Here is a 20949-nt window from a genome sequence, read left to right as displayed (position 1 = left end):
CCCACCGGGCAAACCCTGCCGTTACCCAAGGACAGACAGGACAACCCAGGGCTGATAGCACGGCGCCGAACCCTGAGCGACGCTGCGGATGCGGAACCCGCCATGATTGTGCGACTGTGTCAGCACAAACGACAGGTTCTTTTCACGCAGCCGCTTGCCAGAAGCTAAGGCAGTACGCGAGCCGCTGCCAAAGCTTCGTCCTTTCGCATGTGTCCGACCATCAGGCTGAGCCGATCAGGGGCCCGGAACCGCCCCCGGCCACTCGCAACCGGTCCCGCGCCCCATCCCTTGCGTGCCACAACGGCACCGCACCGGTCGCGCGATCTGTGAACTCCCACAGGCGTTATGGTCCGCATTCGCCAGCGGATGATCTCTCGCGCCACCTCGCGGCGTCCCCGCGAAGGCGGGACCTCGTTGTTCTTACGGAACCTCACAGTAAACCAATGAGGCCCCGCCTTTGCGGGGGCGCACCGGGGTTCCGCGATGCGATGCCCTCCCCCAGGCGGGAGAGCCGTGAGACTTGCTGAACGTAGTGAAGCTAGTCGCAGCGGGGTGGGCACCCGGCTCCACGCCAAGGAAACGCTAAGCCCCGTTGAACCGGATCAACCGGCTGTCCGCCACCGCCGCTGTGCGATGCGGAAGCGCATCGCGGACATAAGCCTCGTCCTTCACCATCGCAAAGAATGCCCCGGCGTCGGGGTAGCCCATCACGAAAGCCTCGTCCCACTCGCCCTGCGGCCCGGTGACAACGCATTCCATCGGCGCGTGCCACACCATCGCCGCCCCGGAATCCCTTACCAGCGCCTGAAACGCGTCCTTGTAGATCGCATAGGCCTCGCGCCCGGTCAGGCCCTTGCCATGGTTGGGGTGCCCTTCCGGGTATTCGGCAAGATCGCGGAACTTGATCAGGTTGAGCATGTGGATCGGCCGGTCGCGCGGCAGCGACTTGAAGACCTCGAAGTTCTCGCGGCTCGGATCGATGTAGACCGGGCGCTCGCTCACGCCACCTTGTCCCACACGAAGTCGCGGAACTGTTCGCGCAGGTCCTTCTTGCTGATCTTGCCGGTGCCCGTGTGCGGGATCTGTTCCACGAAGGCTACCGCATCGGGCACCCACCACTTGGCGACATGTTGCGCAAGGAAGCTGCGGATTTCTTCCTCATTGCACTCGGCGCCCGGCTTTTTCACCACAACCAGCAACGGCCGCTCATCCCATTTCGGGTGGTACACGCCGATCGCTGCCGCCTCGGCCACAGCCGGATGACCGATCGCAGCATTCTCCAGTTCGACCGAGCTGATCCATTCGCCGCCGGACTTGATCACGTCCTTGGTGCGATCGGTCAGTTGCAGGGTTCCGTCCGGATGGATCAGGCCTACGTCTCCGGTATCGAACCATTGCCCTGCCACCACCGCATCGGCCTCGGCCTTGAAGTAGCGCTTGACGATCCACGGCCCGCGCACCTGCAAGGCTCCCGCCGTCACGCCATCGCGCGGCAGGACCTTCTCCGGATCGCCCAGATCGACACAGCGAATTTCCACGCCGAACGGCGGCCGCCCCTGCATCGCCTTGACCGTCACCTGCTCGTCGAACGAAAGCTCGTCCCAGTTCCAAGTTTCGGCCCCCGTCGTGCCGATCGGTGATGTCTCGGTCATGCCCCAGGCATGGGCCACCCGGCGCCCGGCGCGCATGAAGCGCTCGATCATCGCGCGCGGCATCGCCGAACCGCCGCAGACGATGGTCTGCAAGCTCGGCGGGATTTCGCCACCGTTGTGGGTGTCGACATGCTGCAGCAGGGCCAGCCACACGGTGGGCACCCCGGCCGAACAGGTCACCTTCTCGCGGTTCATCAGCTCGCACAGCACTGCGCCGTCGTTCACCGCCGAATAGACGAACTTGGCCCCTGCCGCCGCGCCGGCCCAGGGCAGGCCCCAGCTGGCGGCATGGAACATCGGCACGATCGGCAGCATGACCGAGCGACAGTCCATCCCGAACACGGGCGGGCTGATCGCGCTCAGCGCATGGAGCATGGTAGAGCGATGCTCATAGAGCACGCCCTTGGGATTGCCGGTGGTGCCGCTGGTATAGCACAGCATGCAGGGATCGCGCTCGTCACCGTCGTGCCACTCGGCCACGCCGTCCTCGCCCGAAATCCATTCCTCGAAGTGAAGCGCCGGTTCGCTGCTGTCAAAGCAGATGTAGTGTTCGACCGTCGGCCAGCGCGGCTTCATCCGCTCGACGATCGGCGCCCAGACCTTGTCGAACAGCATCACCCGGTCTTCGGCATGATTGACGATGTATTCGAGCTGGTCGTCGAACAGCCGGGGATTGAGCGTGTGGAGAATGCCGCCAACGCCCACCGCGCCGTACCAGGAAACCAGATGCCGATGATGGTTCATCGCCAGCGTTGCGATCCGATCCCCGGGCTGCACGCCAAGCTTGCGCAAGGCCTGCGTCATGCGCAGCGCATCGTGGCGTATGCCGGCCCAGTTGGTCCGCGTCTCGCTGCCATCGGCCCAGCGGCTGACGATCTCGCGCGCACCGTGTTCGCGCGCGGCGTGGTCTATCAGATGTGTGACCCGCAGCTTCCAGTCCTGCATTGCGCCAAGCTGCTGAGTCATCTCTCTCTCCATCCGGTTCTTATTCGACCAGCCGCAGATGCCTTTCCGGTCTTGCGGTCAGGGCGACATTGGCGAGTCCTTCTATCGGAATCAATCGCTCGATTAAGTCGCTGTCCAGTTTAAAATCATTGCCGAGCCGCACGAGCGGCTCCTTGGGTCCGCCAGTCCGAAGGCGCGCCAGCACTTCGCCCGTCCCGCCAGACCCACGCGGCAGGAGCATCGCCAGCTCCGAGATCGCCTCGGGCTTGCTCACCTCGAGCTTGAGCATCATCCGCGACGAGCTTGTCACCGAAGCCAGCGGCCTTGCCCCCCGCACCGTCACGCGCGGCGGCTCGTCGGGATTGGGCCGGTCAAGTTCGACATTGAGAAGCACGCAGGTCCCGTCCCTCGCCCATTGCTGGAACGGCTCGACAAGCGATTCCTCGAAGCACGAGGCCGAGAACAGCCCCGAACTGTCGGAGAAGTCGGCCATGACGAAGTCCTTGCCCTTCTTCGTCTTGCGCTTCTGCACGTTCTCCACCAGCGCGGCCATGACCGCGCCGGAACGCCCGCCCGGCTCGCCACTGCTGGTCATCAGGCTGCCATACGATCTCGCCCCGTTGGCCGAAGCCACGGCGCGATATTCTTCCACCGGATGCGCCGCGAAATAGAACCCGAAGTTCTCGCGCTCCGCCGCCATCTGGTCGGCCCGGCTCCACGGCTTCGTCTCGGCAAGGCGCGTGGCGGGCGTGGCATGATCGTCCCCGCCGAACAGGCCACCCTGCCCCGACGTGCGAGAGCGCGCCGCTTCGTCCGCCACCGCCATCAGCAGTTCGGCATTGGCAATCACCTGCGCGCGGTTGGGTTCAAGGCAATCGAGCGCACCGCCCGCAGCCAGCGCTTCCAGCTGCCGCCGGTTCATCGATCCTGCCGGAATGCGCTTGAACAGGTCGTCGAGCGAAGCAAAGGGCCCGTTCGCTTCGCGCTCCTCGACGATCTGCTCCATCGCCTTCTCGCCCACATTGCGCAGGCCCGCCAGTGCATAGCGCACGGCAAAGCCGTCCTGCGTCCGCTCGACGGTGAACTCGGCCTCGGAATGGTTGATGTCCGGCCCGGCCAGCGCCACGCCATTGCGCCGCATGTCGTCGACGAAGACCGAGAGCTTTTCCGACTGATGCATGTCGAAGCACATCGATGCCGCATAGAACTCGTGCGGATAGTGCGTCTTCAGCCACGCCGTCTGGTAGGCAAGCAGCGCGTAAGCGGCAGCGTGCGACTTGTTGAAGCCATAGCCTGCAAACTTGTCGATCAAGTCGAACAGTTCGTTGGCCTTGGCCGCCGGAATGTCGGACACCGTCTTGCAGCCATCGACGAAGCGCTGGCGCTGCGCGTCCATCTCGGCCTGCACCTTCTTGCCCATCGCGCGGCGCAGAAGGTCTGCATCGCCGAGCGAATAGCCCGCCAGGATCTGCGCGGCCTGCATGACCTGTTCCTGGTAGACGAAGATCCCGTAGGTCTCGGCGAGAATTCCCGCCAGCTTCTCGTGCGGATACTCGATGCTTTCGAGGCCGTTCTTGCGCCGCCCGAACAGCGGGATGTTGTCCATCGGACCGGGACGATAGAGCGAGACGAGCGCGATGATGTCGCCGAAGTTGGTCGGCTTCACTGCCGCCAGCGTGCGCCGCATGCCTTCGGATTCCAGCTGGAACACGCCCACCGTATCGCCCGACTGCAGCAGCTTGTAGGTCTGCTCGTCATCCCAGGCGAGCGCCGACAGGTCGATGCTGATGCCGCGCTTGGCCATCAGGTCCACCGCCTTGCGCAGCACCGACAGCGTCTTGAGGCCGAGGAAGTCGAACTTCACAAGGCCTGCATCCTCGACATGCTTCATGTCGAACTGCGTCACCGGCATGTCCGAGCGAGGATCGCGGTAGAGCGGCACCAGCTGCGCCAGCGGGCGGTCGCCGATCACCACGCCGGCCGCATGGGTCGAGCTGTTGCGCGGCAGGCCTTCCAGCTGCATCGCAAGGTCGATCAGGCGCTTGACCTCGGGATCGCGGTCATACTCGCGCTTGAGTTCCACCACCCCGTTCAGCGCGCGCGGCAGCGGCCACGGGTCGGTCGGATGGTTGGGCACCATCTTGCACAGGCGGTCGGTCTGCCCATAGCTCATCTGCAGGATGCGCCCGGTATCGCGCAGCACGGCGCGGGCCTTCAGCTTGCCGAAGGTGATGATCTGCGCCACGTGATCCAGCCCGTACTTGCGCTGGACATAGCGGATCACCTCGCCGCGCCGGGTTTCGCAGAAGTCGATATCGAAGTCCGGCATCGAGACGCGTTCCGGGTTCAGGAAGCGTTCGAACAGCAGGCCCAGCTTGATCGGATCAAGGTCGGTGATGGTCAGCGCCCATGCCACAAGGCTGCCCGCGCCCGAACCACGCCCCGGCCCCACCGGAATGTCGTTCTCCTTGGCCCACTTGATGAAATCGGCCACGATCAGGAAGTAGCCGCCGAAGCCCATGCGGTTGATGATCGCGATCTCGAACTCGAGCCGCTTGCGGTAGTCGAGCACTTCCTCCCACACGCCCGCGACATTGAGCTGCGGATAATCGGCAGCGCCCGGCTCGGCATCCGGGCCAAGGCACAGCACGCGCTCCAGCTCGGCGTGGGCGGCTTCCGGGTAATAGGGCTTCAACCGCAGGACGAGGCCCTTGCGGCTGTCCTCGGCACACATCCGCGCCTCGCCTTCCTGGTCACCGGCAAGGCTCGGCAGGATCGGCTTGCGCTTGGGCGGCATCACCGCGCAGCGCTGTGCTACGACCAGCGTGTTGGCGAGCGCTTCGGGGAGGTCCTTGAAGATTTCCTCCATTACCGGCGCAGGCTTGATCCACCACTCCTTGCTGGAACGCGGACGGTCGGTGCTGTCAACGTGGGTGGAACTGGCGATGCACAGCATGGCATCGTGCGCGTCGTAGAACCCGCGCTCGGCAAAACAGGCGGGATTGGTCGCCACCAGCGGCAGGTTTCGAGCATAGGCCAGATCGATCAGCGCCTCTTCAGACGCCTCTTCCACCGGCTCGTTGCGCCGCGCGATCTCGATGTAGAGCCGCTCGGGGAACAGTTCCTGCAAGCGATCGAGGTAAGCTTCGGCCGCAGACTGCTGCTGCCCCGCAAGCAGCCGCGCCAGCGCGCCCTCGCCCGCCGCGGTCAGGCAGATCAGCCCATCGGTGTGGCCAACGAGGTCCGCCAGCACGACATGCGCCTCGAACTCCAGAGGCCGCTCAAGATGCGCGCGGCTGACGAGGTGGCACAAGTTGTCATAGCCGCGTGCATCCTGCGCATAGAGCGCCAGCCAGTCGACGGTCGGTGCAGCAGTTCCGAACCCCGTCGCCGCGCCATCACGCTCGGGCCGCGCCACCGCCAGCATCGTGCCGATGACGGGCTGCACGCCCATGTCCTTGCATGCCTTGGCATAGGCGACGCTGCCATAGAGCCCGTTGCGATCGGTAATCGCCGCCGCCGGAAAACCCCGCTCCGCCGCCGTCTTGGCAATCGCCTTGGGATCGATCGCTCCGTCGAGCATCGTGTAGGACGAGAAGATGCGCAAGGGAACGAAGGGGGCGTGGGGCATGTCGGCCAAGGTAGGAAAAAGGCCGCCTTCTTGCGAGAGGCGCGGCCTGTTTTTCCCCCGAACCGAATGCTGCTGTCAGAGCAGCTTTTCGATATCCTTCGCGATGCTTTCCGGCTTGTCGGTCGGCGCATAGCGGCGGACGACCTTGCCGTCGCGGCCGATCAGGAACTTGGTGAAGTTCCACTTGATCGCCTTCGTGCCCAGCACACCCGGCGCTTCCTTCTTGAGCCAGTCGTAGAGCGGGTCGGCATTGTCGCCATTGACCTCGATCTTGGCCATGAGCGGGAAGCTCAGGCCGAAGTTGACCTTGCAGAAGCTCTCGATCTCGTCGGCCGAGCCCGGCTCCTGCCCGCCGAACTGGTTGCAGGGGAAGGCCAGCACCTCGAAGCCCCGGTCGCCATAGTCCTTCCACAGCTTCTCGAGCCCGTCGTACTGCGGGGTAAAGCCGCACTTTGACGCGGTGTTGACCACCAGCAAGACCTTGCCCTTCTTCTCGGCCAGATCGATCACTTCGCCATTTGGCTTCTTCGCCTTGAAATCGGCTATCGTGGTCGGTTCGCTCATGTCAGGCCCTCCCGATCCGCAAGTTCGAGGATTTCGCCGACGTTGAGCGACTTGCCTCCCGCCACGTCGATCACCAGGCGGGCACGCTGGGCGGCATCCATGCCAGCCACTTCCGCCACCAGGTCCCGCAAGGGAGCTTTCTTGAGGACGCTGAAATTGTACTGCATCTCAGAGCCGGCATCGTCGCGCTCATGCAACGTGGCTTCGGCATTCCAATCAAGACCGGACATGACTTCTCCCCTTGTCATGCAAATGGTTCGCACGACAAGGGAAGCTGATCAACGGCAAATGGGCTTAGGCGGGAAAATCGATGCGGTGGGCCAGTGCCGCAATTTCGGCCGGGGAATACTGCCGGTCGCCCGACTTCTCGATGACCAGGTTCGCCCGCTCGCTTTCCGACATGCGCGCAACCATTCGCACCATGTCGGCGAAGGTTCCGGAATGCAGCGAGGCAAAGCCGTGGAACACGCCGTCTGCAGCCTCACGGCGCAGGACAACGGCGTGGTCGTTCCAGAATGCAGCCGCATCGGCAGCTTCGGCGCGGATCGTGGTGTTCATGAGGTACGATCTCCTTTTGCACACGAAAACGCTTCAGGAGAACGATGTATCCCTATTCGAGCACACCCTCATGCAGCCGCACAACGCGGTCCATGCGCAGGGCGAGGCGCTCGTTGTGCGTGGCGATCAGCGCCGCACTGCCCTCGCCACGCACCAGCTTGAGAAACTCCTCGAGCACGCGGTCGGCAGTGGCCTCATCAAGGTTGCCAGTCGGCTCGTCGGCCAGCACCATTTCCGGCCGGTTGGCCAGCGCACGCGCCACGGCGACACGCTGTTGCTCGCCGCCCGAAAGCTGGCTGGGCCGGTGATCGAGACGCTTGGCAAGCCCCAGCGCAGTAAGCAACTCGGCCGCCCGGGTTTCTGCCTCGCCCCGCGTCTTGCCTGCCACCATCTGCGGCAGCACCACGTTCTCGATCGCGTTGAAATCGGGCAAAAGATGATGGAACTGGTAGACGAAGCCCAGGTGATCGCGGCGCAGCGCCGTCCGGTCATCGCCCGAAAGCTGCGAGGCATTCGTCCCGGCGATCTCGATCAGCCCCGAAAAACCGCCTTCCAGCAGTCCGATCGCCTGCAGCATGGTCGACTTGCCCGAACCCGAAGGCCCCAGCAGCGCAACGATCTCGCCGGGGCGGATCTCGAGGTTCACGCCGCGCAGCACGTCGATGGTCACCCCGCCCTGGCTGAACGAGCGGCGCAGGTCGCGCAATCGAACCACAGGATTTTTGGCGACGGGATCACTCATAACGCAGCACCTGAACCGGGTCCGTGCTGGCAGCCTTCAGCGCCGGATAAAGCGTGGCAAGGAACGAGAACAGCAAGGCCATCAGGCAGATGGTCGTGATCTCGACCGGGTCCGAACGGCTCGGCAGCTCGGTAAGGAAGCGGATCGACGGGTCCCACAGGTTCTGCCCTGTCACCCACTGGATCGCGTTCACGATGGGCTGGCGGAAGAACAGGAAGACGAAGCCCAGCAGAAGTCCGGAAACGGTGCCAAGAGCACCGATCACGAAGCCGATCGTGACGAAGATCTTGAGCAGGCTTTTCCGCGTTGCCCCCATCGTGCGCAGGATCGCGATGTCCCGCGTCTTGGCGCGCACGAGCATGATCAGCGACGAAAGGATGTTGAACACCGCGACCAGCACGATGATGGAAAGCACGATGAACATCGCCACGCGCTCCACCGCCAGTGCCTCGAACAGGCTGGCGTTGATGGTCTTCCAGTCGGTGACGACCGCCGTGCCTTCGAGTTGCTTGGCAATGGGAGCAAGGGTCTCGGACACGGTATCGGCATTGGTCGTAGTGACCTCGATCATGCCGATTGAGTCACCGGTCAGCAGCAATGTCTGCGCATCCGCGATGGGCATGACCACATAGGCGTTGTCATAATCGTAGATGCCGACTTCGAAGATTGCCGATACGGTATAGGCAATCTCGCGCGGGACAGTGCCGAACGGCGTAGCTCGACCTTGCGGGTTGATGATCGTGATGCTGTCGCCCACCCGCGCACCAAGGTTCTGGGCAAGGCGCGAACCGATGGCAACATTGCCTGACTCTGGCCGCAGCGAGGCGATCACGCCATCGACGCGCTTGTCCTCCAGCCGCTTGATATCGCCCGCAGTATTGCCGCGCACAAGAATCGCCTCGACCCTGCCATTGAAGCTGGCGAGCAGCGGCTGCTCTATCAGCGGCGAGGCATGGGTAACGCCGGGCGTCGCCTCAACCTTCTTGAGGATGTCCTGCCAGTTGTCCAGCCGCCCGCCGTAGGCCTGGATGATCGCATGGCCGTTCAGGCCCACGATCTTGTCGAGCAGTTCGGCGCGGAAACCGTTCATCACGCTCATCACGATGACCAGCGCGGCCACACCGAGCATTACCGCGACAAGGCTGATGCCCGCGACGAGCGCGATGAATGCCTCGCCTCGCCCGGGCAGCATGTATCGCTTGGCGATGGTCCATTCGAATGGCGACAGGATCAAGCAGAAGTCCCCTGGCAGGAATGCGCCTCCGGGTTCCCGGAGACGGCTGCGGATGTAGGCTGGAGCGCAGCAAACGGCAATGGCTGCAAGAACCGGACGTTCAGAGTGCCGCGCTTGTCCGTTCGAGTTCCGAAATCCGGTGCTGCATCTGCTGCATCTCTATGATGCGCCGATGGCGCTCGCACGAAAGCGGCAGGGCTGCCAGCACCGTCACTCCGACATAGAGCTGGAAGAACTGGATGCGGTCGCCGAACTCGATGTCCATGCCGGCAATCGGCCCGAACCCCAGGATAGTCATCGTGCCGCCGATGGCGATCAGCAGCAGAGGCATCAAGGTGGTGATCGCAGCTGGCACCAGGGCCGAGGAAACCATCAGGAATACCAGCGGGAACACCAGCAGCGCGCGCATGTCGAGCAGGAATACCAGCGCGGTCAGGCCCGTGAACGACCCGAACACGAGCGTTGCCAAGGGCAGTTGGCGCGCTGGCGGCAGGAAGCTTCGTCCGCGTGCCAGGCGATGGTAGACATAGTGGAACACGGGCAGGCACGCGACCAGCCCGAGAGCGTGGCCGATGATCCATCGGGTAAAATTCTCGACCAGCGGCTGACCAAAGGAGAACCAGGCCAGGAACGATGCGATGCAACCGGTCACCAATGGGATGGTCAGACCGATGCCGAGGTAGAAGGACGTCACCCATTCGAGGATGTCGTGCGGCCAGAACGCATCGGTGATCCGCCGCCAGACGAACGCGACGGCGATAGCTTCGGCCATATTTATGAAAGCCAGTGGCACCGCCAGGACCCAGCCAAACCCGAAGTACCCGGTTGCGATGGTACTCGCGAACCAGCACGGGACCACCCACTTCAACCAGAGGCGGAACGGAAGATGCACCAGCCGCCCCGCCAGGAGCGCTGTGGCGATCCAGACCATGGCAACGCCGCCGGTGAACCGACCGAACGCCACTGCGCCATAGGCCAACGCAAAGTATGCGACGGCGGTACAGACCGGATCGGCAAGAGTACGGGCAACGCGCATTGCCCTGCCCTAACACTGCCCTGGTTAATTTTTCCCAGCGCAAATCACGCACAATCATCGACTGCGCAGATCAGTGAAAAACCACGTTGAGCAGGTAGGAAATCGTCCCCCCAATCACGAAAAGCGCCCCAAGAGCCAACAGCCCGATACCGATTATCCTCACCAGCCACTCCATGCTCCGCCTGTCCGTAGCCCCAACTACGCCCCAGAAGACTCGCGGTTCCCCGGGCCGGGAACGGCCTCAAGCGATGCATTGCGAACCTTGCCCTTGCCATTGTGCGCAAACGTCGCCATTTGGGCGCCAGAAACCGGCCGGCGCGCACGCGCCCACGCGAGTCCACGGGACCCATGACCACAGATCACGAACTTCTCGATGCAACGCCCTGGGATATCGGGCGGGGCGATATCGGCGCCGATGACGACAAGCTGCGCGAGGAGTGCGGCATCTTCGGCGTACTCGGCGTACGTGACGCTGCGGCGACAGTGGCGCTAGGTCTCCATGCCCTGCAGCACCGCGGGCAGGAAGCCGTGGGCATCACCAGCTTCGACGGGCAGGAATTCTACTCGCGCAAGGGCATTGGCCATGTGGCGGCGAATTTCTCGACCGGATCGGCCATTGCCGAACTGCCGGGCATGATGGCCTCTGGCCACGTCCGCTATTCGACGACGGGCGGTGCAGGCCTGCGCAACGTCCAGCCGCTCTTCGCAGACCTTGCCTCGGGCGGGTTCTCGATCGCCCACAACGGCAACATCTCCAACGCGATGTTCCTCAAGCGCGATCTCGTCCGCAAGGGCGCGATCTTCCAGTCGACGTCGGACACCGAGGTGATCATTCACCTCGTTGCGACGAGCCGTTACCCCACCCTGCTCGACCGTTTCGTCGATGCCCTGCGCCTGATCGAGGGCGCCTATTCGCTGATCTGCATGACGCCCGAGGGCATGATCGCCTGCCGCGATCCGCTCGGTATCCGCCCGCTCGTCATGGGCAAGCTCGGTGACGCGGTGGTCTTCGCCAGCGAAACCGTTGCGCTTGACGTCGTCGGCGCAGACTTCGTGCGCGAAGTGGAGCCCGGCGAGCTGATCCAGGTCGATCTCGACGGCAACCTCAGCACGCACCGGCCGTTCGGCAAGCCCAACGCGCGCCCCTGCATCTTCGAACACGTCTATTTCAGCCGCCCGGACTCGGTCATGGGTGGCAGCTCGGTCTACCAGGTACGCAAGGCCATCGGCGCGCAACTGGCGATGGAAAGCCCGGCAGACGCCGATCTCGTCATCCCCGTGCCTGACAGCGGCGTGCCTGCTGCGCTAGGTTACGCCCAGCAGTCCGGCATCCCGTTCGAACTCGGCATCATCCGCTCGCACTATGTAGGCCGCACCTTCATCCAGCCCTCGGACGGTGCCCGCAACGCCGACGTGAAGCGCAAGCACAATGCCAACCGTGCGCTGGTCGCCGGCAAGCGCATTGTCCTGATCGACGATTCGATCGTGCGCGGCACTACCAGCCTCAAGATCGTGCAGATGATGCGCGATGCAGGCGCCGCCGAAGTGCACATGCGAATCGCCAGCCCGCCGACCGAGCATTCGTGTTTCTACGGCGTCGACACGCCCGAACGCTCGAAGCTGCTCGCTGCACGCATGGATGTCGCCGCGATGGCCGAGTTCATCCACGCCGACAGCCTTGCTTTCGTCTCGATCGACGGCCTCTACCGCGCCGTGGGCGAGGCCGAACGCAAGAAGTCTTGCCCGCAGTATTGCGACGCCTGCTTCACCGGCGAATACCCCACGCGCCTGACCGATCTTGCCGATCGCGAGAGCCCCGATCAGCTTTCGCTGCCGGTCGGAAAGGTCGCGTAAGATGAGCCTTGCGGGTCAAGTCGCGCTGGTTACCGGTGCAAGCCGCGGCATCGGCGCGGCCACGGCCAAGGCACTGGCCGCTGCCGGAGCGCACGTCGTTCTTGTGGCGCGCAACGCCAAGGACCTCGAGAAGATCGAGGAAGAGATCTTCGAGGCCGGTGGCAGCGCCACGATTGCGCCGGTCGATCTCTCCGAGGCTGACAGCATCGCCCGTCTCGCCACCGCCATCTCGGGCCGCTGGAAGGCACTCGACATTCTGGTGATCAACGCCGCCGTCCTGCCCACCCTCACCCCGGTCTGGCAGATCGACGCGCGCGAGTTCAACCAGGCGCTGACTCTCAACGTGCTGGCAACGCAGGCACTTCTTGCCGGCTTCGACGGCATGCTGCGCAAGAGCCAGGACGCCCGCGTCATCGGCGTGACGAGCAGCGTCGGCGCCACCCCCCGCGCCTACTGGGGTGCCTACGGCGCTTCGAAGGCGGCGTTTGACAATCTGCTGGGCAGCTATGGGCAGGAAGTGCGCAACACCGCGGCCATCCGAGTTGCCGTGGTCGATCCGGGCGCAACCCGCACCAAGATGCGCGCCCGCGCCTACCCCGGAGAAGACCCGCAGACGGTCAAGGCTCCGGAAGTCGTTGCTGACCGGATCGTTACGCTTCTTGGTGAACAGTTTGCCAGTCCGCACCGCATTCGCGTTAACCAGGACTGATAGCGCCTAATTAACGTAGCCGCGCGATTCTTTGCAAAGGTTTGCCGATCCATCGGCAGACCGGAAACGCAATGGGTCGAGGTCGCCCGGCATGACGACGACGGATTGGAATACCAACATCTATGGGCAGGCCGCGCTCGAGGACCGCAGTGCGCCACGCCAACGTGTCAACATTCCGGCAACGCTCAGGCCATCCGGCGGCAAGGGCTTTCAGACCGTCGTGCTTGACCTTTCGCTAGGCGGCTTCTGCGCAAATGCGCTGCAACGCATGCACGCCGGCAACCGCTGCTGGCTGACCCTGCCCGGCATGGAATCCCTTCAGGCCGAGGTGGTGTGGTGGGATTCCGGTCGCGTCGGCTGCGCCTTCGCCAACCTGCTCAGCCCCATCGTCCACGACAACATCCTCGCGCGATATCGCGGGGACGGAGTTTTCAGGCGTCCCTGAAGCTTACTGCTTTACCAGCGTCACCTGGCTGACGTTGATGCCGCCACCGCGGAACCCGCCTTCGCAATACATCAGGTAATAGCGCCACAGGTTGACGAACCGCTCGTCAAACCCGGCAGGCAGCCTCCCTTCGACTACGGCAAGATCAAGCGCCTCGCGCCACAGCTTGAGCGTGCGGGCATAGTCGAGGCCGAAGTCCTGGCGATCCTGCCATGTGAGCCCGCGCTCGTGCGCCAGTCGTGCAAACTCCCGCTCGCTGATCAGCAGGCCGCCGGGGAAGACATAGGCCTGGATGAAGTCGGCGCTGGCGGCATAGGCATCGAACAGGTCATCGCGGATGGTGATGTATTGCAGCGCCGCACGCCCTCCGGGCTTCAGACAGCGGGCAAGGCAGTCGAAGTAGGACGGCCAATATTCGCGACCCACGGCCTCGACCATCTCGACGCTGGCGATAGCGTCGAATGTTCCTTCGACATCGCGGTAATCCTGATGACGGTACTCGATCCCGCCCAGCCCTGATGAAGTGAGGGCTTCGCGCGCCCACTCCAGCTGCTCGTCCGATAGGCTGATGCCGGTCACCCGCGCCCCGGTCGTCTCGGCGAGGCGCCGCGCCAGAAAGCCCCAGCCGCAACCGATCTCGAGCACTTCGCTGCGAGGTGTGAGCGCCAGACGCGCCCCCAACCGGTCAACCTTGTTGGCTTGAGCCTCGGCCAAGGGTGCATCTGCCGAAATGCCGTCCCACAACGCGCTCGAGTAACTCATGGTCGAGTCCAGCCACTGGCGGTAGAAGTCATTGCCAAGGTCATAGTGCGCCGCGATGTTGCGCCGCGCCTGCGCTCGCGAATTCTTGCGCAGGAAGTTGAGCGCCCGGCCAGCCAGACGCCACGGACCTTTAGCCCGGCCGACGTCGCCCAAGGTGGTGGCGTTGCGCATGAACAGATCGAAGATCGGCACGGGATCGGGGCTATCCCATTCGCCTTCGACCCAAGCCTCATACCAGCCGATCGAGCCAGCCGTAGCCAGCCGCACAAGCGCATTCCAGCTATGCAGGTGAATTCGCGCGACAGGCCCCTCGCCCCGCCCGCCGACAGTGCGCTGGCTACCGTCCGGCAAGATAGCGTGGATCGTGCCAAGAACGAGACCGCGGTCGATCCTTTCGACAACGCGCTCGAACGGTCCGGCAAACAGGTGTGCGACCCAGCGGCCGACGGCAGACATGTTCCAGCCACCGGCCACCAGATGCCGTCCCCTCGATGGCGTCTGTGCAGTCATGGGCGGGATATGCGGCTCCGCAGCGTAACGCGCAAGGTCAGCCATGCGCCTTCATTGCTTCATGTGCCGCCAAAGCCCGCGCCCGGCCTTGCGCATGGGGCACGATCTTGCGGACATAGCCCGGTGGCGGGAACGTGGGATCGTGGACCTCGGCGTCGGACAGATGGCGCAGTTCCGGCACCCATTTGCGGATATAGCCTGCTGCGTCAAACTTCGCCGACTGGGTGAGTGGTGCCATGATTCGCACGAACATGTTGGAATCTATGCCCGTCCCTGCCGTCCACTGCCAGTTGACCGCGTTGGAACCGTAATCCGCATCAACCAGAGTGTCCCAGAACCAACGCTCGCCTTCACGCCAGTCGATCAGGAGATGCTTCACCAGGAAGCTTGCCGCAATCATCCTCACGCGGTTGTGCATCCACCCGGTGTGCCAAAGCTCGCGCATCCCGGCATCGACGATCGGGTAGCCAGTGCGCCCCTGCTGCCATGCCCGCAGCCCCTCGGGATCGTCACGCCATTGCAGCCGGTCGTAGGCCTCCCGCGCATTCTTCGAGCCATAGTCTGGGAATTGCACGATCACGTTCTGGGCATAGTCGCGCCAGCCCAGCTCGCTGAGGAATACGTCCACCGATCCGCCGGCATCGGCCACCTTCTGCCACACCGTCGCCGGCGAAATCTCGCCGAAGTGGAGATGCGGCGACAGGCGCGAAGTTCCTTCAATCGACGGCAGATTGCGGCATTGCTCGTACCGCGCCGCCCGCGCCGCAAAGGCTTCCAGCCGCTTGTGCGCACCCGCTTCGCCGGGGGTCCATTCTTTGCGGAACCCGCCCGCCCAGTCCGGCGCAGTGGGCAGCAGTTTCCAGTCGTCGAGCGTGTCGCTCGTCGGCCAGTGCTCCGGCGCGACCAGTTGCTCTGGTGCTTGCGCGGGGTGCGCGGGCGGCATCCGCTCTTTAAGGGCCTGCCAGAATGGCGTGAAGATCTTGTAGGGCGCGCCGCTTCCGGTCTTCACCGCACCGGCCGGGGCCAGGTAGTTGCCGTCGTGCAGGACAAGCTGCATACCCTTGGCGACGGCCTTCTCGGCATTGCGCCACCACGGCTCGTAGTGGTGCAGCGCGTGGACGACCCGTGCCCCGGTCTCGCGGCGCACCGCCGCCAGTTCCTCATGCACCTTGCCCCGGCGCAGGATCAGTCGCGATCCCAGCTTGCAAAGCGCGGCATCCAGGCTGGCCAGGCTGTGATGCAGCCACCAGCGCGAGGCACCGCCCATGCGGCAGTGCCGGGGCGTCTCGTCATCAAGCACGTAGACCGGGATAACGGGCCCGGCCTCGGCGGCTGCCAGAAGCGCCGCCTGATCGGCCAGACGAAGATCGCGGCGGAACCAGACAATCGTCGGTTCGGCCTGCGTCGATGCAGACACCAGTTCCCTTTCTCCTGTTATGCGGCCCTTGCAAGCCGGCATCACAAACCGTTGTTCGGGAACAAGGTTTGCGGCAATCTCGTTCCAAGCAACCGATGGTCCAAGCCGCCCCCGAACGCCACCTGCCCCAAAGGGCGCGCAGCTGGAGAATATCTCCGCGCCATGCCCTGATCGCGTCGGCGCTGTGCTGGATCGGCTTTGTCCTGGTCGCCTCGCTCGTGCTGTCAGGGCACGGCAGCGAGATCGACAGTTCCGGCCTGCTGTTCTGGCGACGCGGGGCAGACCTTGTTCCCGCCGGTCCGCAATGGCTGCTCGAGGCGGTGCGGGATCTGACGGCGCTTGGCGGGGTCCTGCTGCGCAACCTCATCCTGATCGGCGTGCTGGCCGCGCTGCTCTTTCTGCGCCTGAAGCGCGAGGCAGTGCTGCTGACTGCGACAGTCATGGGCGGATGGCTGGTCAACTCGCTGGTCAAGATTGCTGTCGGCCGCCCCCGCCCGATGATCGTGCCGCACCTGACCGAGGCGGGCGGGCAGAGCTTTCCCAGTGGGCACAGTTTCAATTCCGCGGTGATCTACATTGCCATCGCGCTGGCCTTCGCGGCCATGAGCCCGCGCCGCTCGATTCGCTGGACCCTGATCATCAGCGCCATCGCCCTGAGCATTGCCATTGCGATCAGCCGGGTCTGGCTCGGCGTCCATTTTCCGACTGACGTTGCAGCGGGATGGCTTGGCGGCGCAGGCTGGGCGTTCCTCGCCTCGGCGCTGCTGCACAAGCCAGCGAAAGCCGTCGCCGAGCAGGCCGACGACATGCTCGAGACACTGACGCCCGGCGCCTAGCAGGTCGGAAGTTCAACCACCGTGTTGAAGTTTCGCGCCATCGTCGGGCCAGTGAACCGCGCATCCGCGAAAGTCACCCTCGCCATGCAGCCGGAGCGCTGCACTTCCGCAACCGGCATCTGCGACCAAGCGAGGAACTTGACCGCCTCGGGCGTTGCGTTCGCTGCCTTGCGGACGAGCGGATCGCTCATGTTGTCAGCGATCGGAGCGCCGAAGCTAAAAAGACCGTCAAGCCGCCGGAGTGGATCGTATTGGCCGAATGTGATCCTGCCGCGCTCACGCCAGACCACATCGCGCCGCCAGAACATCATCGCCTCGGGCGCGGCAAACACGCGGTCGGGAATGGCATAAGGGGCGTCGCTGCGCGGTGCATGCCAAGCCAGCGCGGATATGCCGACATTGAGCAGGATGAACGCTGCCACCAGTCCCAGGCAAGCCACCGCGATCGCGCCGGAGGCAAAACGCCGCGTTGCCCATATGCCACCACCCAACATCGCGAGAACCCAGGGCGAGACGATAAACAGGCCATCAGAGTGGAACCACCGTTCGCTCCACGGCGACAGCAGCTGGACGGCATAGACAGTCTGCAGATCGAGCAGTGGATGCGTGATCGCACCGAGGTAGCTAAGCAACACCAGCCAGCCCAGGCGCAGCGGCGGCGCCTCCCGCGCGATCTTCCCGCGCGAAGCCTGCCAGCTATCGAACAGCCACAGAAGGCTTACCAGCAACGGCGGCATCAACACCACGCCACCCACCAGCCCATGCGTGAACCCGCGATGCATGGCGAGCGGCGCCCACGGTGCCCAGCCGAAGAACACGTCGATATCCGGCATGTTCGCCGCCAGCACCAGCGCGGCAAGGCCCTTGCGCGACCGGTGCTTCAGACCCGTTTCCGCGAGTGCCCAACCGACAAGGCTGTGCGTCAGGTTGTCCAATCGGTGACCTCAAACAGAAAGGCCGCAAGGGCACGACCCGCGTCGCATCCTTGCGGCCTTGGAAGCCTTTGGGAAACCCGGAAATCAGACCGGATCGGCAGCTGTTCCGCTGACGGTCCAGGTCTGGCCCTTGCCAAGCAGCTTGGCGAGGTTGGCGTCCTTGCCCTTGCGGGCCTGTTCGTCCTGGCCGAGCAGCACGTCCTCATAGGAAGGCCGCGGATCGTCGTAGATCACGCCCAGCGCCATCGGGAACGGGCCGAACGGCATCTCCACGAGCATATGGGCCAGCGCGCGGTTCTTGACATTGTGGACGAGCACTCCCGCCGCCTGCCAGTCGCCATCGGTCACGTCGACGACCTTGAGCGTCAGCGTGTCCATGTCGAGCGCAATGCCCTTCACGCCGCCCGACTTCTCCGAACCGAACAGCATCGGCTCGCCATCGGTCAGCCACAGCTGGTTCTGGTCGGCCACGCCCTTGGCGACGAAGTCGTCGAAGCGGTCCTTGTTGTAGACGATGCAGTTCTGGAAGATTTCCACGAAGGCCGCGCCCTTGTGGGCATGAGCCGCCTTGAGCACGCCGGGCAGGTTCTTCGAGACGTCATAGGCCCGCGCGATGAAGCGCGCGCCCGAACCCAGCGCGAAGGCGCAGGGGAGCGCAGGACGGTCAACCGAGCCGAGCGGCGACGTCGGCGAATTGGTGCCTTCGCGGCTCGTCGGCGAGAACTGGCCCTTGGTCAGGCCGTAGATCTCGTTGTTGAACAGCAGGATCTGCACGTTCACGTTACGACGCAGGATGTGCATCGTGTGATTGCCGCCGATCGACATGCCATCGCCATCGCCCGTCACCAGCCAGACGTCGAGTTCCGGATTGGCGAGCTTGATGCCGGTGGCAAAGGCGGGCGCACGGCCGTGGATCGTGTGGAAGCCATAGCTTTCCACATAGTACGGGAAGCGGCTGGAGCAGCCGATGCCCGAAACGAACACGGTGTTCGAAGGATCGGCGCCGATCTCCGGCAGGGTGCGCTGCACCGCCTTGAGGATCGCGTAATCGCCGCAACCCGGGCACCAGCGCACTTCCTGGTCGGTTTCCCAGTCCTTGAGCGTGGTCTGGACCGCGATCTTGGTCATCTCGTTCATGGATTGTCACTCTTGATGCTGGGCAGCTGCGTCTTGTCGGCATCGACCTCGCCTCCGGCGTGGTCGCCAAGCGCATCCACGATCGCGGCTTCGATTTCCGCGATGGTGAAGGGCTGGCCGCTGGTCTTGTTGAGCGGCTGGGCGTCGATCAGGAACTGGTCGCGCAGCACGGTCTTGAACTGGCCGGTGTTCATCTCGGGCACGAGCACCTTGTCATAGCCGCGCAGCAGATCGCCGAGGTTCGACGGCATCGGCCAGATGTGGCGGACGTGGACGTGGCTGACGTCCAGCCCCTTGCGGCGGGCGCGGCGCACGGCCTGATAGATCGGGCCATAGGTGCTGCCCCAGCCGACGACCACGAGCTTGCCCGAGGTCTCGCCGTGGCTGACTTCCTGCAAGGGGATCGAGTTCGCCACGCCTTCGACCTTGGCCTTGCGTGCGTCGGTCATGATCTGGTGGCTCGCCGGGCTGTAGTCGATGTTGCCGGTGCCGGGGTTCTTCTCGATGCCGCCGATGCGGTGCATCAGGCCCGGAGTGCCGGGCTTGATCCACGGACGCGCGCCCTTTTCGTCGCGCGCGAAGGGCAACAGTTCGCCGTTGGGGCCGTTCTTCTCTTCGAGGAACGTCACCGGGAACGGCTTGAAGCTTTCCGGGTCCGGCACCTTCCACGGCTCGGCCGCGTTGGCGATGTAGCCATCGGTCAAAAGCATTACCGGGGTCATGTATTCCACCGCGATGCGGCAGGCCTCGATGGCGACTTCGAAGCAATCGGAAGCGCTGCGCGCGGCGATCACCGGCATCGGCGCGTCGCCGTTGCGGCCATAGACCGCCTGGTAGAGGTCCGACTGCTCGGTCTTGGTCGGAAGGCCCGTGGACGGGCCGCCGCGCTGCGAGTTGACGATGACCAGCGGCAGCTCGGTCATGATGGCAAGGCCCATCGCCTCGCCCTTGAGCGCAATGCCGGGGCCAGACGACGAGGTCACGCCCAGCTGGCCCGCATAGCTCGCGCCGATGGCCGAGGCGATTGCGGCAATCTCGTCTTCCGCCTGGAAGGTGGTGACGCCGTATTCCTTGAGCCGGGCAAGGTTGTGCAGGATCGCCGAGGCAGGCGTGATCGGATAGCCCCCGAAGAACATGTGCAGATCGGCCAGCTGCGCGCCGGCAACAAGCCCAAGGCTGATCGCTTCGGCGCCGGTGACCGTGCGGTAGAGGCCCGGCTCGCTCTCGACCGGAGCGATGTGGTACTGCTTGAGCGGCCCTGCCAGCTCGGCGGTTTCGCCATAGGCGTGGCCGGCGTTCAGCGCGGCGATGTTGGCCTGGGCCAGAACCGGGTTCTTGGCGAACTTGGCGTTCAACCAGTCGACCAGCGGTTGGCGGTCACGATCGAACATCCACAGGGCAAGGCCCAGCGTCCACATGTTCTTGCAGCGCAGCGCTTCCTTGTTGCCAAGGCCGAAGGGCTTTACCGCTTCGAGCGTCAGCGCCGAGATGTCGAACGCGAGCAGCTGCCACTTCTCGAGGCTGCCGTCCTCAAGCGGGTTGACCTCGTACTTGGCCTTCTCGAGGTTGCGCTTGTTGAACTCGCCGGTGTCGGCAATGATCAGGCCCCCGGCCTTGAGCGCGCCGACGTTAGTCTTGAGCGCTGCCGGGTTCATTGCCACGAGCACGTCGGGCTGGTCGCCCGCGGTGTCGATCTCGGTCGAGCCGAAGTTGATCTGGAAGGCAGAGACGCCGAACAGCGTGCCTTGCGGCGCGCGGATTTCCGCCGGGAAGTCCGGGAAAGTGGCAAGGTCGTTGCCCGCCAGCGCCGTGGAAAGGGTGAACTGACCGCCGGTCAGCTGCATGCCGTCGCCCGAGTCACCAGCAAAGCGCACAACCACCGCCTCGGGGGTCGGTGATTCCTTGCCGCCCGTCAGCGCGTCCGGTCCTTCAACTAGTGTAGCCATATCGTCCTCTGCTGCGCCCGGGAGTTTCACCCAGTG

At 64.3% G+C, this 20949-nt stretch carries 18 protein-coding genes; 4 read left to right on the top strand and 14 right to left on the bottom strand.

Annotated features, from left to right (window positions below; translation table 11 throughout):
- Window positions 1–582: 582 nt before the first annotated feature.
- From NJ75_RS10180 to NJ75_RS10140, 9 genes are all read right to left on the bottom strand, one after another.
- Window positions 583–1002: a DUF1330 domain-containing protein gene (locus NJ75_RS10180; protein WP_052242300.1), complete on the bottom strand. Its 420-nt coding sequence runs from the start codon at window positions 1000–1002 to the stop codon at window positions 583–585.
- Entirely contained in the window at window positions 999–2618 is a 1620-nt protein-coding gene (locus NJ75_RS10175; RefSeq protein ID WP_039334036.1) for a long-chain fatty acid--CoA ligase, read from the bottom strand. The genes NJ75_RS10180 and NJ75_RS10175 overlap by 4 nt, the downstream gene beginning before the upstream one ends.
- 19 nt (window positions 2619–2637) lie before the next feature.
- Window positions 2638–6228, bottom strand: a complete 3591-nt coding sequence (dnaE, locus tag NJ75_RS10170; RefSeq protein ID WP_039334034.1) for a DNA polymerase III subunit alpha — start codon at window positions 6226–6228, stop codon at window positions 2638–2640.
- A 75-nt stretch (window positions 6229–6303) separates the two neighbouring features.
- Entirely contained in the window at window positions 6304–6792 is a 489-nt protein-coding gene (locus tag NJ75_RS10165; protein WP_039334031.1) for a glutathione peroxidase, read from the bottom strand.
- On the bottom strand, window positions 6789–7022 hold the full coding sequence (locus tag NJ75_RS10160) for a hypothetical protein (protein WP_039334029.1): 234 nt from the start codon (window positions 7020–7022) through the stop codon (window positions 6789–6791). Before NJ75_RS10160 ends, NJ75_RS10165 begins: the two co-directional genes overlap by 4 nt.
- A gap of 64 nt (window positions 7023–7086) precedes the next feature.
- Complete coding sequence (locus NJ75_RS10155) at window positions 7087–7350, bottom strand: hypothetical protein (RefSeq protein ID WP_052242298.1); 264 nt, start codon at window positions 7348–7350, stop codon at window positions 7087–7089.
- Window positions 7351–7402: 52 nt separating this feature from the next.
- Window positions 7403–8092 (bottom strand): ABC transporter ATP-binding protein, encoded by a 690-nt coding sequence (locus NJ75_RS10150; RefSeq protein WP_039334028.1) that lies wholly within the window; start codon window positions 8090–8092, stop codon window positions 7403–7405.
- Window positions 8085–9326: a lipoprotein-releasing ABC transporter permease subunit gene (locus NJ75_RS10145; protein ID WP_039334026.1), complete on the bottom strand. Its 1242-nt coding sequence runs from the start codon at window positions 9324–9326 to the stop codon at window positions 8085–8087. Before NJ75_RS10145 ends, NJ75_RS10150 begins: the two co-directional genes overlap by 8 nt.
- 100 nt (window positions 9327–9426) lie before the next feature.
- Entirely contained in the window at window positions 9427–10362 is a 936-nt protein-coding gene (locus tag NJ75_RS10140) for an MASE1 domain-containing protein (RefSeq protein ID WP_039334024.1), read from the bottom strand.
- A 348-nt stretch (window positions 10363–10710) separates the two neighbouring features.
- Between NJ75_RS10140 and purF the strand changes: the two genes are divergently transcribed.
- The 3 genes from purF to NJ75_RS10125 all read left to right on the top strand — a co-directional run bounded on the left by purF (window position 10711) and on the right by NJ75_RS10125 (window position 13370).
- A complete protein-coding gene (purF, locus tag NJ75_RS10135) occupies window positions 10711–12216 on the top strand; it encodes an amidophosphoribosyltransferase (RefSeq protein ID WP_230487632.1) in 1506 nt (501 codons plus the stop codon).
- 1 nt (window position 12217) lies between these two features.
- Window positions 12218–12925, top strand: a complete 708-nt coding sequence (locus tag NJ75_RS10130) for an SDR family NAD(P)-dependent oxidoreductase (RefSeq protein ID WP_039334023.1) — start codon at window positions 12218–12220, stop codon at window positions 12923–12925.
- A 91-nt stretch (window positions 12926–13016) separates the two neighbouring features.
- Window positions 13017–13370, top strand: a complete 354-nt coding sequence (locus tag NJ75_RS10125; protein WP_039334022.1) for a PilZ domain-containing protein — start codon at window positions 13017–13019, stop codon at window positions 13368–13370.
- Window positions 13371–13373: 3 nt separating this feature from the next.
- On the opposite strand, the gene NJ75_RS10120 is transcribed toward NJ75_RS10125, so the two are convergent.
- Window positions 13374–14642 (bottom strand): SAM-dependent methyltransferase, encoded by a 1269-nt coding sequence (locus NJ75_RS10120; RefSeq protein WP_039334104.1) that lies wholly within the window; start codon window positions 14640–14642, stop codon window positions 13374–13376.
- A gap of 37 nt (window positions 14643–14679) precedes the next feature.
- Window positions 14680–16101, bottom strand: a complete 1422-nt coding sequence (locus tag NJ75_RS10115; protein ID WP_082013344.1) for a cryptochrome/photolyase family protein — start codon at window positions 16099–16101, stop codon at window positions 14680–14682.
- A gap of 53 nt (window positions 16102–16154) precedes the next feature.
- Between NJ75_RS10115 and NJ75_RS10110 the strand changes: the two genes are divergently transcribed.
- A complete protein-coding gene (locus NJ75_RS10110) occupies window positions 16155–16895 on the top strand; it encodes a phosphatase PAP2 family protein (protein WP_052242296.1) in 741 nt (246 codons plus the stop codon).
- On the opposite strand, the gene NJ75_RS10105 is transcribed toward NJ75_RS10110, so the two are convergent.
- From NJ75_RS10105 to NJ75_RS10095, 3 genes are all read right to left on the bottom strand, one after another.
- Window positions 16892–17830: a metal-dependent hydrolase gene (locus NJ75_RS10105; protein ID WP_039334020.1), complete on the bottom strand. Its 939-nt coding sequence runs from the start codon at window positions 17828–17830 to the stop codon at window positions 16892–16894. The two genes, NJ75_RS10110 and NJ75_RS10105, sit on opposite strands and share 4 nt — an antisense overlap.
- Window positions 17831–17914: 84 nt before the next feature.
- On the bottom strand, window positions 17915–18967 hold the full coding sequence (locus NJ75_RS10100) for a 2-oxoacid:ferredoxin oxidoreductase subunit beta (protein WP_039334018.1): 1053 nt from the start codon (window positions 18965–18967) through the stop codon (window positions 17915–17917).
- Window positions 18964–20913 (bottom strand): 2-oxoacid:acceptor oxidoreductase subunit alpha, encoded by a 1950-nt coding sequence (locus NJ75_RS10095; protein WP_039334010.1) that lies wholly within the window; start codon window positions 20911–20913, stop codon window positions 18964–18966. The genes NJ75_RS10100 and NJ75_RS10095 overlap by 4 nt, the downstream gene beginning before the upstream one ends.
- Window positions 20914–20949 lie beyond the last annotated feature (36 nt).

Origin of the sequence: Novosphingobium subterraneum (assembly GCF_000807925.1) — a bacterium.
Lineage (GTDB): Bacteria > Pseudomonadota > Alphaproteobacteria > Sphingomonadales > Sphingomonadaceae > Novosphingobium > Novosphingobium subterraneum.
This window is presented reverse-complemented; position numbering and strand designations above follow the sequence as displayed.